The 14,951-nt window shown below is 64.0% G+C and carries 12 protein-coding genes; 4 read left to right on the forward strand and 8 right to left on the reverse strand.

The genetic code is table 11. The features are described 5' to 3' along the window. Positions 1–499: 499 nt before the first annotated feature. Complete coding sequence (gene glnA, locus ACO07W_RS00220) at positions 500–1,936, reverse strand: type I glutamate--ammonia ligase (RefSeq protein ID WP_421840001.1); 1,437 nt, start codon at positions 1,934–1,936, stop codon at positions 500–502. A 241-nt stretch (positions 1,937–2,177) separates the two neighbouring features. Here glnA and ACO07W_RS00225 point away from each other — a divergent pair, with 241 nt between their 5' ends. After that, entirely contained in the window at positions 2,178–2,600 is a 423-nt protein-coding gene (locus ACO07W_RS00225) for an RDD family protein (RefSeq protein WP_421840002.1), read from the forward strand. Positions 2,601–2,613: 13 nt separating this feature from the next. Here the strand turns inward: ACO07W_RS00225 and ACO07W_RS00230 are convergent, their stop codons facing one another. The 5 genes from ACO07W_RS00230 to sucB all read right to left on the reverse strand — a co-directional run bounded on the left by ACO07W_RS00230 (position 2,614) and on the right by sucB (position 7,778). After that, on the reverse strand, positions 2,614–3,366 hold the full coding sequence (locus tag ACO07W_RS00230; RefSeq protein WP_421840003.1) for a DUF4191 domain-containing protein: 753 nt from the start codon (positions 3,364–3,366) through the stop codon (positions 2,614–2,616). A 26-nt stretch (positions 3,367–3,392) separates the two neighbouring features. After that, positions 3,393–4,358 (reverse strand): lipoyl synthase, encoded by a 966-nt coding sequence (gene lipA / locus ACO07W_RS00235; RefSeq protein WP_421840004.1) that lies wholly within the window; start codon positions 4,356–4,358, stop codon positions 3,393–3,395. Next, positions 4,355–5,053 carry a lipoyl(octanoyl) transferase LipB gene (gene lipB, locus ACO07W_RS00240; protein WP_421840005.1) on the reverse strand — a complete coding sequence of 233 codons (699 nt, stop codon included), beginning with the start codon at positions 5,051–5,053 and terminating at the stop codon, positions 4,355–4,357. Before lipB ends, lipA begins: the two co-directional genes overlap by 4 nt. A 132-nt stretch (positions 5,054–5,185) precedes the next feature. Then, positions 5,186–6,094, reverse strand: coding sequence for a TIGR01777 family oxidoreductase (locus ACO07W_RS00245; protein ID WP_421840006.1), 909 nt, complete (start codon positions 6,092–6,094; stop codon positions 5,186–5,188). 4 nt (positions 6,095–6,098) lie between these two features. Next, positions 6,099–7,778, reverse strand: a complete 1,680-nt coding sequence (gene sucB / locus ACO07W_RS00250; RefSeq protein WP_421840007.1) for a 2-oxoglutarate dehydrogenase, E2 component, dihydrolipoamide succinyltransferase — start codon at positions 7,776–7,778, stop codon at positions 6,099–6,101. A 263-nt stretch (positions 7,779–8,041) separates the two neighbouring features. Here sucB and ACO07W_RS00255 point away from each other — a divergent pair, with 263 nt between their 5' ends. Continuing rightward, positions 8,042–9,820 carry an SDR family oxidoreductase gene (locus ACO07W_RS00255; RefSeq protein ID WP_421840008.1) on the forward strand — a complete coding sequence of 593 codons (1,779 nt, stop codon included), beginning with the start codon at positions 8,042–8,044 and terminating at the stop codon, positions 9,818–9,820. Between the two features lie 47 nt (positions 9,821–9,867). Here ACO07W_RS00255 and ACO07W_RS00260 read toward each other — a convergent pair whose 3' ends face one another. Both ACO07W_RS00260 and ACO07W_RS00265 read right to left on the reverse strand, forming a co-directional pair. Further along, a complete protein-coding gene (locus ACO07W_RS00260) occupies positions 9,868–11,433 on the reverse strand; it encodes a leucyl aminopeptidase (RefSeq protein ID WP_421840009.1) in 1,566 nt (521 codons plus the stop codon). A gap of 32 nt (positions 11,434–11,465) precedes the next feature. Next, on the reverse strand, positions 11,466–12,581 hold the full coding sequence (locus tag ACO07W_RS00265; RefSeq protein ID WP_421840010.1) for an adenylate/guanylate cyclase domain-containing protein: 1,116 nt from the start codon (positions 12,579–12,581) through the stop codon (positions 11,466–11,468). Positions 12,582–12,625: 44 nt separating this feature from the next. On the opposite strand from ACO07W_RS00265, the gene gcvT reads away from it, so the two are divergent. Continuing rightward, on the forward strand, positions 12,626–13,738 hold the full coding sequence (gene gcvT, locus ACO07W_RS00270; RefSeq protein ID WP_421840011.1) for a glycine cleavage system aminomethyltransferase GcvT: 1,113 nt from the start codon (positions 12,626–12,628) through the stop codon (positions 13,736–13,738). 64 nt (positions 13,739–13,802) lie between these two features. After that, entirely contained in the window at positions 13,803–14,909 is a 1,107-nt protein-coding gene (locus ACO07W_RS00275; protein WP_421840012.1) for a branched-chain amino acid aminotransferase, read from the forward strand. The last annotated feature ends 42 nt before the right edge of the window (positions 14,910–14,951 follow it).

Genomic DNA, 14,951 nt, shown 5'->3' on the forward strand with positions numbered 1-14,951 from the left:
GTGCGTTCGAGGTTGCGTTCGAGGCGTGCAGCGGCATGCGGCCGCGACGATCGGGACGGTTGCTGCCGGGCGCAAAGCCGGTTCGTGTTGCGTGGTCGGGGCGGCTGCCTGGACAGCGTCTTCAAGCTGGCGGTGGAAGCGCAGAAGGGGCTTACAAAACGGCTTGACGGACAGCGTCGGGGGAGCCAGGTGCGTCGCCTAATGTCCGGCGATTCGCCCATTGTCACGTGACGGTCAGGAGTCGGACTGGCCCCGCGGGTCTTCGGATCACAGCCGTTGCCCGTGGGCGGTGGCTGTGCGGGCGTGGTTGGGTTCGCCAGAGCGGTGAGAGTACGCAGATCCTGCAGGGCTGGGCACTGACGTCGACGAATTTTGTCCGCTCGGCGATTGAAGGGCCAATCGCCGAGCGGACAACCGTATTCGAGGAGCTACGAGCGACGGACTACGGACGCGGCGGCTCGCCGACGCATATTTACGCAGTCCCGGGTGGAAGCCCGGATCACACGTCGTAGTAGAGCGCGAACTCGTACGGGTGCGGCCGGACGTTGATCGGCTCGATCTCCTTCTCCCGCTTAAAGCTAATCCACGTCTCGATCAAGTCGGACGTGAATACGCCGCCCTCGGTGAGGTATTCGTGGTCCGCTTCGAGGCGGTCGATCACCGCGGCCAGCTGGGTGGGAGCTTGCGGTATGTTGGCTGCCTCTTCCGGGGGAAGTTCGTAGAGGTCTTTGTCGACCGGTGCCTGCGGCTCGATCTTGTTCTTGATGCCATCAAGACCGGCCATCAGCATCGCCGCGAACGCCAGGTACGGGTTGCCCGACGAGTCTGGGCAGCGGAACTCGAGCCGCTTGGCTTTCGGGTTGCTACCGGTGATCGGGATGCGCACGCATGCCGACCGGTTGCGCTGACTGTAGACCAGGTTGATCGGCGCCTCGAAGCCAGGAACCAGTCGCTTGTAGGAGTTCACCGTCGGGTTGGTGAAGGCTAGCAGCGACGGCGCGTGGTGTAACAGGCCGCCGATGTAATGGCGGGCGGTGTCCGACAAACCTGCATACCCAGTCTCGTCGTACATCAGCGGGCTGCCGGCTTTCCAGAGCGACTGGTGGGTGTGCATACCGGAGCCGTTGTCGCCGAACAGGGGCTTGGGCATAAACGTCACCGTCTTGCCGGCCTGCCATGCGGTTTGTTTGACGATGTATTTGTACAGCTGCATGTCGTCGGCGGCGTGTAGCAGAGTGTTGAACTTGTAGTTGATTTCGGCCTGTCCGCCCGTGCCCACCTCGTGGTGGCCTTTCTCCAGGCTGAAGCCGGCCTTGATCAGGTTGGTGAGCATTGAGTCGCGCAGATCGACGTAGTGATCGGTGGGGGCTACCGGAAAGTAGCCGCCCTTCGCGCGGACCTTGTATCCGCGGTTGGGGCTGCCGTCAGACTCCGTGGCCGCGCCCGTGTTCCAACACCCCTCGATCGAGTCCACCTCGTAGAACGAGCCGTTGGTGCTGGAGTCGAAGCTCACCGAGTCGAAGATGTAGAACTCTGCCTCCGCGCCGAAGTAGGCGGTATCGGCGATACCTGTGCTGACCAGGTACTTTTCGGCCTTGCGCGCGATGTTGCGCGGGTCGCGCGAGTATGGCTCGAGGGTGAAGGGATCGTGGACGAAGAAGTTCAGATTGAGCGTCTTCGCCGCACGGAACTGGTCGATTTGGGCGGTTTCAGGGTCGGGAAGTAGCAGCATGTCAGACTCGTGGATGGACTGGAACCCGCGAATCGACGAGCCGTCAAAGGCCAAGCCTTCCTCGAACACGCTCTTATCGAAGAACGAAACCGGAATCGTGAAGTGCTGCATGATGCCGGGCAGGTCGCAGAACCGGACATCGACAAATTCGACGCTCTCGTCCTTGGCGAGTTTGAAGACGTCGTCGGGCGTCTTATCCGTCACAGAATGCTCCTTTACTTGGTGATTCGCGGCCGACGCTAGGGAGCCGTTATTGCCCGTCAGTCAACCGCGTGTTGCGCAGACGTTACGTGACCACAGCCCCTGTACGTAGACCCGGGATGCCCCTGGGGCCCTATTGTGAAGCCATGGCCCGCAAGATGGTATCTGGTCGGCAGTCGGGGTTTCGCGGGTTATTGTGCCGCTTGTCTGGTCGGAGATGGTGCCACCTGGCCGGTGCGGGCCGATGACCGCGGAATCGCCCACCGAGTACCCTGGCGCATCACTTGGCCTACCCCAGATCGGACAGGGTTCAATGGCTCCAATGGGGCGGAGGCTGGTAGCGCTGCTGATCGACTGGCTGGTGGCCTATGGCCTGGCGCTCCTGGGCCTGCGGGTCGGCGTGGTGTCTCAGGTGATGCTTTCGACGGCGGTCCTGGTGATCTGGTTGGTGCTCGGTGTCGTGGCGGTACGCCTGTTTGGATTTACGCCAGGCCAGCTGGCGATGGGGCTGGCGGTGGTCACGGTGGACGGACAGCCCAGTGTGGGGATTGGCCGTCTGCTTGGCCGCGGCCTCCTGATCGGGTTGGTGGTCCCGCCGCTGTTCACAGATTCGGACGGACGTGGGCTGCACGACCAGCTGACCAGGACAGCCGTGGTTCGCCGCTGAAGTTTTGACCGTGCTACTTGCGGCGCACAGTGCGTTGGACACCTCGCATCTTGGCGGCGGTGGGCAGCGGTCCTTTGGGCATGATGCTGGCCCCGGCGCGCGAACTCAGTGCCGCCAGGCGTGACTCTAGAGTGTCCATCTGTTTGACGGTGATGTTGGTTGGTAGTCGGGTGAGGTGACGCTCCAACTTGGCTAGTGGAACCTCATCGTCGCCGTTGCCGACGATGATGTCATAGATCGGTACGTCGCCGACTAGCCGCGCGGTGCGCTTTTTCTCCTGGGCCAACAGTGGTTTGACCCGGGCTGCCGATCCCTCGGCGACGAAGATCACACCGGGCCGGCCGATCACCCGATGTACGGAATCGAAGTGGCCGGTGGCTGCGACACCTGGGCTCACCCGCCACTTGCCGCGCAGGTTTTCCAGGGCCCAAGCGGCAGCGCCGGTTTGGCCCTCGGCTTTGCGGTAGACCGCTCGCTGTGCGCGGCGACCGAAGATGATGAAGGCGACCAAGGCGCCAAGCAGGACGCCCAACGGGATCATCGTGATCATGGTGAACCCACCGGCCCAGAGCCCGACCGCTACCGACACGCCCACGATTAGCGCGAAAGCGCCGATCATGTACGGCAGCAGCCGCTTGTCCTCTTTGCGCTGCATGTTGAACGCCTGCCACAGCTGAGTGCGGCGCTGGCGACCGGCCGCCTTGCGAGCTGCCTTTGCTTGCGCCCTGGCAGCCTTTTTTTCGGCGGCGCTTCGGGGTTTAGCCATAGTCAACCAGGATACGTAATCGCCGCCTAAAGCGAGGCCGAGGTCCGAGAGACACAAGCTTGCTCGTAGAGCCGGCGCGCTCGATAGGACGACCGCACCAGCGGCCCGGCCAGGACCCCAGTGAAGCCCAGCTCTTGGGCGAATTGAGCGTACTCGACGAACTCCTCGGGACGCACCCAGCGCTCGACGGGGTGGTGACGAGGTGACGGGCGCAGGTATTGGGTGACGGTGACGATGTCGCAGCCAGCGACTCTCAGGTCTGTTAGGGCGGTGTGTATCTCGTCGGGGGTTTCGCCCAAGCCCAGGATGAGGTTGCTCTTGGTGACCAACCCGGATTCGCGCGCCGCGATGAGTACGCGCAGACTGCGCTGGTACTCGAAAGCGGGGCGGATCCGTTTGAAGATGCGGGGAACGGTTTCAACATTGTGCGCCAACACTTCCGGGCGGGATTCGAAGACCGTGGCGAGTCGGCCGGGCTCGCCATTGAAGTCGGGGATCAACACCTCGACACCGGTCTGCGGGTTCTGTTTTTTGATGGCGGATACCGTTGCTGCGTAGAGCCAGGCGCCACCGTCAGGAAGGTCGTCGCGTGCGACACCGGTGATGGTGGCGTAGCGCAGTCCCATTGTTTGCACGCTTTCGGCGACCCGCCGTGGTTCGTCAGGATCCAGCGCCGCGGGCTTACCGGTGTCAATTTGGCAGAAGTCGCAGCGTCGGGTGCACTGGTCGCCGCCGATCAGAAATGTAGCTTCTCGGTCTTCCCAGCACTCGAAGATATTAGGGCAACCTGCCTCTTCGCAGACCGTATGCAGCCCCTCACGCCGGACCAGGCTCTTCAGCTGGGTGTACTCGGGTCCCATCCGAACCCTGGTTTTGATCCACGGCGGCTTGCGCTCGATTGGTGTTTGCGCATTGCGCACCTCTAGGCGCAGCAAGCGCCGCCCCGCCGGGGCAGCGGGGTTGGTGACATCAGGTTCGGGTGTGACCGTCACATCGCTGATGCTACGCGGCCAGGGGAATGCTCGCGGACTGGCAGGAGGCCGTCCAGGGCATCGCAGACGGCATCGGCGACCGCCGACCGGATTTCGTCGACGGCAACTGTGTGTCCCAGTTCGGCGGACAACGACGTGACCCCGGCATCGGTGATGCCGCACGGCACGATGCTGGCGAACATGTCCAGGTCGCAATCGCAGTTGAGCGCAAATCCGTGCAGGGTGGTCGCTCGTGCCACCCGGACGCCGATTGCGGCAACTTTGCGTGCCGGTCGGTCGGCGCTATCTGGCACCCACACTCCCGATCTGCCGTCGACTCGACAGGTGCGCAGGCCAGCATCGCCGCAGACTTTCATCAGTGATTCTTCGAGCCGCCGAACGTAGTTGACGACGTCGAGAGGTTCGCTCAGTCCGATGATGGGGTAGCCGACCAACTGTCCGGGACCGTGCCAGGTGATCTTGCCGCCCCGGTCGGTGTCAACCACAGGGGTGCGGTCGGTCGGTCGTTCGTTTGGTTGGGTGCGCCGTCCAGCTGTATAGACCGCGGGGTGTTCCAGCAGCAGCAATGTGTCGGGACCGCCAGCGACTCTGGCATCGGCTAGGCGTCGCTGCAGCTGCCAGGCGGCACGGTAGTCGATTCTTCCCAGCTGTCTAACATCGACCGCGGCCGGGCTCGACCGGATGGAACCCGTCACGACGGCCAGTTTACCCGTGAGCTGGCCGAACGCTGCGGGTCGCGGGCGCCATGTGCCCCAACGATCTGCCCGTCGGGTTCGGCTAGAGGCCTGCTAGCGGTCGTCGATGCGGCGCCGGTGCGAATAGGTCTACTACTGATCGGGCCGTGCGGTGGCATAGTCGAATGCTTCGCCAATTGTGTTGTGGTGAAATCTGAAGCCGGCACGCTCCAGCGCGGCTGGGATCGCGCGCTGGCCCACGAGTAAGCCCTCGTCGGCGAACTCGCCGAGGGCAGCCCGAACTGCAATGCTCGGCAGTGCGAATGGGGTTGGCCGGTTGACCGCGCGGCCGAATGCGCTGGTGAACTCGGCGTTGGTGACCGGCGCCGGCCCGGTGATGTTCACCGGGCCGGACAAGCTGGTTTCGGAGATGGCGAACAGCAACGCCCGAACCTCATCCTCGAGGCTGACCCACGACATGTACTGACGTCCGCTGCCCAGGCGCGCACCCAGGCCCACCAAGAACAGCGGACGCATCCGGCGTAGCGCACCGCCTGTCGGAGCCAGCACGAGCCCGGTGCGTGCCAACACCACACGGGTTCCGGCGCGTTTGGCCGGCTGCGTGGCCGCTTCCCAGTCCACGCACAGCTGAGCCAGGAAGCCGTCGCCCGCTGCGTCTTTCTCGTCGACCACCCGGTTCTTGCTGTTCCCGTAGTAGCCCACCGCACTGGCATTGATCAGCGTACCGACGCCCGCTTCGGCCACGGCTGCGGACAGGACCTCGGTGGGAGTGATCCGGCTGTCTCGCAGGCTCTGCTTAAACGCCCCCGACCAACGGCGCTGGCCGATGCTGACGCCACAGAGGTTCACGACAGCGTCGACATCGGTGAGCGCGTGCGAGTCGAACTCACCGCTTTCGGGATTCCAGTGCAGTTCTTCGGAATTGGCCGGTGTGCGGCGCACGATACGGAGCACCGGGTGGGCGGCCGCGCGCAATGCCGCTGTCAGCGCGGAGCCGATCAAGCCAGACGAGCCCGCTATCGCGATTACTGCTTTGGTCACGCTCTCACAATCCTAAATCGGCCTCGAACGCTCCTTCTTCGAGGCGATGCTTGACTGTGGTGAGGAAACGTCCGGCGTCGGCGCCGTCGATCAGGCGATGGTCGTAGGTTAGCGGGAGATAGCAAATCGACCGCACCCCGATCGACTCGTTGCCGCCCGCGTCGGCGACTACTCGCGGTCGTTTGACGATGGCTCCCGTACCGAGCATGGCGGCCTGGGGGGGTACCAGTATGGGTGTGTCGAACAATGCGCCTTGGCTGCCGATGTTGGTGATGGTGAAGGTGCCGCCGGACAATTCGTCCGGCTTCAGATTGCCGGATCGCGCGCGGGCGGCAATATCGGCGATTGCCCGAGCCAGGCCTGCCAGCGACAGGTCGCCGGCATTGTGGATGACAGGGGAAAGCAGTCCCTGGTCGGTGTCTACGGCGAACCCGAGGTGTTCAGCGTCGTAGTAGGTGATCTCCTTGGTGTTGTCGTTGTAGCTCGCGTTGATATTGGGATGAATCTTGAGGGCGTCGATCACGGCCCGCGCGATGAACGGAAGAAATGTCAGGTTCACGCTCTCGCGCTCGGCGAACTCGGCCTTGGCTTTGCCCCGCAGCCTCACGATCGTGGTCATGTCGACCTCGTGAGTCTGGGTGAGCTGCGCTGTCGCCTGCAAGGATTCGCGGGTCTTGTTTGCGGTGATCTGACGGATCCGGCTGGCCTTCTGCGTGGTGCCCCGCAGGTGCGCTAGCGCAGCCGATGCAGCGGGGGCTGCGGTAGCTGTCTTGGGCGCGACCGCTGCTTGGGCGTTCGGCGCTGCCTTGGCGTCTTCGCCGCTTTGTTTTTTCTGCTGTGCTGCGGCCAGCACGTCTTGCTTGCGGATGCGACCCCCGACACCTGTGCCAGTGATCTTGGCGAGGTCGACGTTGTGTTCGGTGGCCAGTTTCCGCACCAGCGGTGTCACGTACGGGGCTCCTTCGCCGCTAGCGGCTGCCGGCTGCGCCGCGGCAGGTTCGGTTTTCGGTGCGGGTGCGGGTGCGGGCTGACGAGCTGCCGGGGCCGGAGCCGGGGGTGTCGGTTCGGGTGCGGGAGCGGCACTGATGTTGGCTGCTGCGCCGATACGCCCCAGTTCCCCTCCGACCGGGACGGTGGTGTCCTCATCGGCGGTGATGCTTGCCAGCACGCCGGCCACCGGTGACGGGATTTCAGTGTCGACCTTGTCGGTGGAAACCTCTACCAGCGCATCGTCAACCTGAACCGAATCCCCAATCTTTTTCAACCACCGAGTCACCGTGCCTTCGGTCACTGACTCACCAAGCTCGGGCATCAGCACCGGCGTCGCGTGTTCCCCCGCGGCTGGCGGGGTCGGTGTTCTTTCGGGTTCCGGCCGGCTTTGCGGTTGCGGAGCCGGTGCGGCTTCAGTCGAGGGCTCGGGTTCGGGCGGCGCGTCTGTGCCTTCCGCTAGCTCGCCGACTAGTGCAAGTTGGCCACCGACCTCCACCGTGTCGTCTTCCAACGCGATGATCTTGATCAGCACGCCTGCAGCCGGGGACGGGATTTCAGTGTCGACCTTGTCGGTCGAAACTTCCACAAGGGGCTCGTCGATGTCGACCGCGTCGCCTTCTTGCTTGAGCCAGCGGGTGACCGTCCCCTCGGTGACGCTCTCACCAAGTGCCGGCATCTGGACTGAGAAGGCCATCTGTGTTGACTCCTCGATCGATCGTCGGTCGGGACTGGTCTCGACTTCTGGCTTACCACACAGTCGCGCGCCGGGTATGCAGCCTAAGCCGATGTCGAAACCTATCCTGTCACTGGCCTTCGGCCGGCACACATCCAGGGCGCCGAGGCTTCGGACGGGGTCGGACCGTTTGCCATGGCTCGGCGGGACGTCGGAACGGCGGAGTGCACTTGCTACGGTGATCCGACCGAAATCGCAGCAAGTCGCAGGTAGGCGGAGGTCCGATGCCGGCAGCACAAGAGTCAACTCAGTGGTTTGTCGGCAGCGCAGATGGCGTCCGCATCGCGGTTTACCAGGAAGGTAACCCCGAAGGGCCGACCGTAGTACTGGTGCACGGCTTTCCCGACTCGCACAGGCTGTGGGACGGTGTCGTGCCGTTGCTGGCCGAGCGATTCCGAATCGTGCGTTACGACAACCGCGGTGTCGGCTTGTCGTCGGTGCCCAAACGTGTCGCGGCATACTCCATGGCCCGGTTCGCCGACGACTTCGGGGCCGTCGTCAATGAGCTCGGCCCCGGTCAGCAGGTACACGTGCTCGCCCACGACTGGGGTTCGGTTGGTGTATGGGAGTACCTGGGCCGGCCCGCTGCCAGCGACCGAGTCGCGTCGTTCACTTCGGTGTCTGGCCCCAGCCAAGATCATCTGGCCGCCTACGTGCTGGCCGGCCTGAAGCGACCCTGGTACCCGCGAACCTTTGTGCGGGCGCTGAGTCAAGCCCTGCGGTTGAGCTACATGGCCGTGTTTTCGATACCGGTGTTGATACCGCTGGTGCTTCGCGTCGCATTGTCGAGGGCGGTGGTCCGGCGGAACATGGTGGACAACATCCCCATCGACCAAATCCACCACTCGGATACTCTGGCTCGCGATGCCGCCCATTCGGTGAAGACGTACCCCGCCAACTACTTTCGGTCATTGGCTGCCAGACGCCGCAAGGCCATCAGGATCGTCGATGTACCGGTGCAGCTCATCGTCAACACCGATGACCCGTACGTGCGGCCGCACGGCTATGACGAGACCGCGCGCTGGGTTCCGCAGCTGTGGCGACGTGACATCAAAGCTGGCCACTTTTCACCCATGTCGCACCCCCAGGTGATGGCTGCTGCGGTGCACGATTTTGCCGACCTGGTCGAAGGCAAACCGCCGAGCCGCGCCATGCTGCGCGCGCAGGTCGGCAGGCGTCGTAAATATTTCGGCGACATGCTGGTGTCGGTCACCGGCGCCGGCAGCGGAATCGGTCGGGCGACCGCGCTGGCATTCGCCGCGGAGGGCGCCGACGTCGTGGTCAGCGACATCGACGAGGTGAACGTCAAGGACACCGCTGCGCAAATAGCCGCCCGCGGTGGCACCGCATACCCCTATGTACTCGACGTGTCCGACGCCGAGGCGGTCGAGCTATTCGCGGAGCAGCTCAGCACCGAGCGCGGAATCCCTGACATCGTGGTCAACAACGCTGGCATCGGACAGGCGGGGCGGTTCCTCGACACCCCGGCTGACCAGTTCAACCGAGTGCTAGACGTCAATCTCGGCGGCGTGGTCAATGGCTGCCGGGCTTTTGCCCGGCAGATGGTTGAGCGTGGCACTGGGGGACACGTCGTCAACGTGTCGTCGATGGCCGCTTATGCGCCGCTGCAGTCGCTGAGCGCCTACTGCACATCCAAGGCAGCGACCTACATGTTCTCCGATTGTCTGCGAGCCGAACTGGACGCGGCCGGGGTCGGCCTCACCACGATCTGCCCCGGCGTAATCAACACCAACATCATTCAAGCGACCCGATTCGATGCACCGGCCGGTAAGAACGATCAGGTCGATGGGCGGCGCGGCCAGCTAGAGAAGATGTTCGCACTCCGCCGCTACGGACCGGACAAGGTTGCTGACGCAATCGTGTCTGCGGTGAAGAAGAGCAAGCCGATCCGGCCGGTCGCGTTCGAAGCATATGCGCTGTACGGGGTTTCGCGGGCGCTGCCACAGGCGTTGCGTAGTACCGCGCGCATGCGGGTGGTCTAGCCGAATTTGGCGCGCGGTTGATGGGGCCAGCGTAACCACTACCGCCGCTAGCCGTGTTCAGCGATGTCAGCAAGCACTGCGATCATGGTGCGCGTGGGCAGGCCGGTGCCGCCCTTGGGCGTATAGCCCCATGGGCTGCCGGTGTTGTACGCCGGGCCGGCGACGTCTATGTGTACCCAGTGCACCGAGTCGTCAACGAATTCCCGCAGGAACGCGCCAGCTACCAGCATGCCGGCGAAGCGCTGCCCGCTGACGTTGGCCAGATCGGCCACCGTGGACTTCAATTCGTCCTTGAGATCCTCGGGCAGCGGCATTGGCCAACCATTGTCGCCGACGCGCTGAGAAATCGACGCCACTCGGTCGCGGAACTCTTCGCTGCCCATAACCCCCGGAATGCGGGTGCCAAGCGCTACGGTCTGCGCACCGGTCAGCGTGGATGTTTCGATGAGGTAGTCCGGGTCGTCTTCACAGGCCCGAACAATGGCATCGGCCAGGATGAGCCGACCCTCCGCGTCGGTGTTGAGCACTTCGACGGTTGTTCCGCCGTACTGCGTCAGCACGTCGCCCGGTCGCTGCGCGGTTGCCGACGGCATGTTCTCGGCCATCGGCACCGTGGCGATCACATCGATAGGCAATTCCAGCTGAGCGGCCAAGGCGACAGTAGCGATCACCGCCCCGGCACCGCCCATATCCGAGGTCATATGGTGCATCGACGCCGCGGGCTTGATTGAGATTCCGCCGGTATCAAAGGTGATGCCCTTGCCCACCAGGGCAACTTTTTTTGCCCGCTTGGCCTGTTTGGCCTTGGCCAGCTGCGATCCTCGATGGATCAACCGCACCAGCCGTGGCGGACGCGAAGAGCCTTGCCCGACACCGATCACGCCGCCGTAGCCCGCCTTCTTCAGCACCTTGTCGTCGAGTACCTCCACTTCGAGACCAGCAGCTACACCCAAGGCTTTGGCGCGTCGGGCAAACTCGGCTGGGTAAAGGTGGCTTGGCGGAGTGTTGACGAAGTCGCGCGCGGTGGCTACTGCGGTGGCGACTGCTGCGCCGTACGTCGTTTGCTTCTTGGCCCCTTTGGCCCCCTTATCTTCAGCGCAAAGCACGGTGATCTTGCGTAGACCCGTGTCCTTCGGAGCTGTCTTGGCGCTGCGGAAGTCGTTGAACCGGTAGCTGCCCAGGATCAATCCCTCGACGGTAGCCGAGCAGATCCCTTCGCCTGGCAGCTCGGCCAGCGTTGTGATCGCCGCCTGCGAACCGCCTCCAAGCGCACGCGCTGCCACACCGGCGGCGCGGCGGATTGTATCGGCGGGCCATTCGGCGCGCGGTTTGCCTAAGCCGACTGCCAGCACACTGGTCACCGGCAGCGACGACACGGCCAAGCGGTGTACCTGCTCACTGGCGCCAGTCGCGTCCAGCGCGCGCAGGCCAGCTTCGATTTCTGCTATCGCATCAGCAGCCAGAAACTTCTCTGCGCAGGTGACCGCCGCCCCCGGTGCGTCGTCGGTGGTCGAGACGACCGGCACGATCAGCACTGAAGAAGCGACGCTGCGTTTGGGCAATGTGGTGGCAACGTTGACAGAAGGGCATTGGTAACCCGATTCGGTGGTCACGGGCAATCACCCTAGTCACCTGCGAATGGGGTTCACTCAGTAGTGTCGCTTGCATTGCGGCTGCGGCGCAGTTCCACGACGGTCACCGGGGCGTCAAAGCCTTTAAGTGTCAATGGGCCATGGGTGCTGGCGGGCCAGTCCGGCAATCTCGCTTGCAGTTCTGATGAGGCCAGGATCTGCCCTGGCTGCGCGGCGGACACGAGTCGCGCCGCGAGGTTGACCGGATTGCCGAAGTAGTCCCCATTGATGGCTAGGACTGTGCCGTAGGCAAGGCCGGCGCGAACCTGGACTCCCGCCGCGTGCGCTCGTGGGTGGTCGACGAGATCAGCCGCTGCTTTCGCAAGCCGCTCGGGTGTCGAGCTCACCCACATGACGGCGTCGCCGATGAACTTCACCACTCGACCGCCGTCGGCATGCACCACGTCTGTAACCGTGGCGCCGAACTCGTTGAGAACCTCCGACAGCTGCGGCGGAGTAAGCGCTTGGGTCAACGAGGTGAAGCTGGACAGATCCGCAAAACCGATACCGCACACCACACTGGCGGTCGCGTCACGAAGGACGTCTTCGAAGTATGTTCGGGCGCTGATCATGTGATGACGGTGAATGGTGTCCAGCAAGGCGCCCATGCGGGGCACGAACTCTGCGGCTGAGCGGTAGGCCTGGGCGGTGGCGAGCTCGTCATTGGTATAGGTCATGTCGATGTTCGGCGAGGCCGTGCGGATCATTGTCGCCTCGGCTTCTGCAAGTCGCGCCATCGCGGCGCCCAGAACTCGCAAAAGTCCGAACGCGCCGTCGTCGCCGATCAGGCCTTTGAGGGCGACCCAGGTCGCCAGGCCGTCGACATCTGCCTGGCTCAGCGCAATAACGTCGGGACCGGCGACCGTCAGGCCCAGCAATGCCCAGGCGTGTGCAACCTCCTCGGCTGTCAACCCAAGTTGTTCGGCTGCGGACTGCACCGTGTAAGCCGGGGGTCCCGACCGTTGTAGGACATCGCCGGCCAAGCCGAACAGCCGGCCACGACGTTCGGCGTCGGCCATCTCGTCGACGGTGAAGCCGAGCCCTTCCAGGTACTTCAGCAAGTTCACCCGGTCGCGCGGGTTGGCGATTCCAGCAGCTTCCAGGGCATCGAAGTCCAAGGAATCGCACACCTGCCCAAGTGTGCCAGCAGCGGGGCGGATTAGGGTGTGACGCCGTGAGTGTTGAGCCAGAGCTGCTGCAGGGACCGTTGGAAGACCGCCATCGCGCGCTGGGCGCCAGTTTCGCCGAGTTCGGTGGCTGGCTGATGCCGGTGTCGTATGCCGGAACCGTGAGTGAACATAACTCGACTCGGAACTCGGTCGGCTTGTTCGATGTGAGTCATCTCGGGAAGGCGTTGGTCCGTGGCCCGGGGGCTGCGCAGTTCGTCAACTCGGCGCTGACCAACGATCTCGGCCGTATCGGGCCGGGTAAGGCGCAGTACACGTTGTGCTGCAACGAGTCCGGCGGCGTCATCGACGATCTGATTGTCTACTACGTTGATGACGACGAGATCTTTCTGGTGCCCAACGCCGCAAACACCGCGGCGGTGGTCGCCGCGCTGCAGGCCGCGGCACCGACTGGCTTGACGATCACCAACCAACATCGGTCCTATGCGGTGCTGGCTGTGCAGGGGCCCAGGTCCACCGACGTGCTCAGCAACCTGGGGCTGCCAACCGACATGGATTACATGGGCTACGCCGACGCCTCCTTCTCGGGGGTGCCGGTGCGAGTGTGTCGCACCGGCTACACCGGCGAGCACGGCTACGAACTGTTGCCGCCGTGGGAGTCCGCAGGCGTTGTGTTCGACGCGCTGGCAGCGGCGGTATCGGAGGCCGGAGGCGAGGCTGCCGGCCTGGGCGCGCGCGACACCCTGCGCACCGAGATGGGTTATCCGCTGCATGGGCATGAACTTTCGCTCGACATCTCGCCGCTGCAGGCGCGATGCGGCTGGGCCATCGGCTGGAAGAAGGACGCCTTTTTCGGCCGTGACGCTTTGCTGGCCGAGAAGGCAGCGGGGCCGCGACGTCTGCTACGAGGGTTGCGTGTCGTCGGCCGCGGTGTGCTGCGCCCCGGGTTGACGGTGCTGGGTGGACAGACCCAGGATGCTCAGGTCGGGATCACCACGTCGGGAACATTTTCTCCGACCTTGCAGGCTGGTATCGCGCTGGCGCTGATCGACCGCGACGCCGGCATCGAGGACGGCCAGCAAATCCTCGTCGACGTCCGCGGCCGCGCGGTGGAATGTGAAGTGGTGCGACCGCCGTTCGTCGAGGTAAAAACTCGCTAGCAGTGCCTTTCGCAGCGAACGCGACGGCAAAAACCCGCTTGCACTTGGATATACAATCGGCCACATGACCAGCGGCTCCCTAGCGTTCACGGTTTCGCATGCGACACAGCCGGCGACCGCGGCCGAACGGGAATCGATTCTGGGTGACCCTGGCTTCGGCAAATACCACACCGATCACATGGTGTCGATCGAGTACACCGAAGGCCGGGGTTGGCACGACGCGCGGGTCATCCCGTACGGGCCAATTGAGCTGGATCCTTCGGCGATCGTGCTGCACTATGCGCAAGAAGTTTTCGAGGGACTCAAGGGCTACCGTTGGGCGGATGGGTCGATTGTGTCGTTTCGTGCCGCGGCCAATGCTGCGCGGCTGAGGTCGTCAGCCCGTCGGCTGGCGATCCCCGAATTGCCCGACGAGCTGTTCATCGAATCCCTGCGCCAGCTGATCGCTGTCGATAACGCCTGGGTACCGGCGGCTGGGGGGGAAGAAGCCCTGTATCTGCGGCCGTTCATCTTCGCCACTGAGCCAGGTTTGGGAGTGCGGCCCGCCAAGCAATACCGCTACCTACTGATCGCGTCGCCCGCCGGTGCGTACTTCAAGGGCGGCATCGACCCGGTCAGTGTCTGGGTGTCGACAGAGTATGTGCGGGCTAGCCCGGGGGGCACAGGCGCGGCGAAGTTCGGTGGCAACTACGCCGCCTCGCTACTGGCTCAGGCCGAAGCTGCCGACAACGGTTGCGAGCAGGTGGTGTGGTTGGACGCGATCGAACGCCGCTACGTCGAAGAAATGGGGGGGATGAATATCTTCTTCGTGTTCGGCGGCGGCGGTCTGACCCGCCTCGTCACCCCGGAGCTATCCGGTTCGCTGCTGCCCGGCATAACGCGGGATTCGTTGCTGCAATTGGCCGTTGACGCAGGATTCGGTGTTGAGGAACGCAAGGTCGATATCGCTGAGTGGCAGAAGAAGGCTGCTGCTGGCGAGATTACCGAGGTGTTCGCCTGCGGCACCGCGGCCGTCATCACCCCGATCTCGCGGGTGAAATGCAGCGACCGCGAGTTCACCATCGCCGATGGCCAGCCGGGTGAAGTGACGATGGCCCTGCGCGACACGCTGACCGGAATTCAACGAGGTACTTTCGCCGACACACACGGTTGGATGGCTCGGCTGGGCTAGCACGTCATGACCTGGTTGCGGGGCAATGATTCGGCAATCGTA

Origin of the sequence: Mycobacterium sp. (assembly GCF_965230835.1) — a bacterium.
GTDB lineage: Bacteria > Actinomycetota > Actinomycetes > Mycobacteriales > Mycobacteriaceae > Mycobacterium.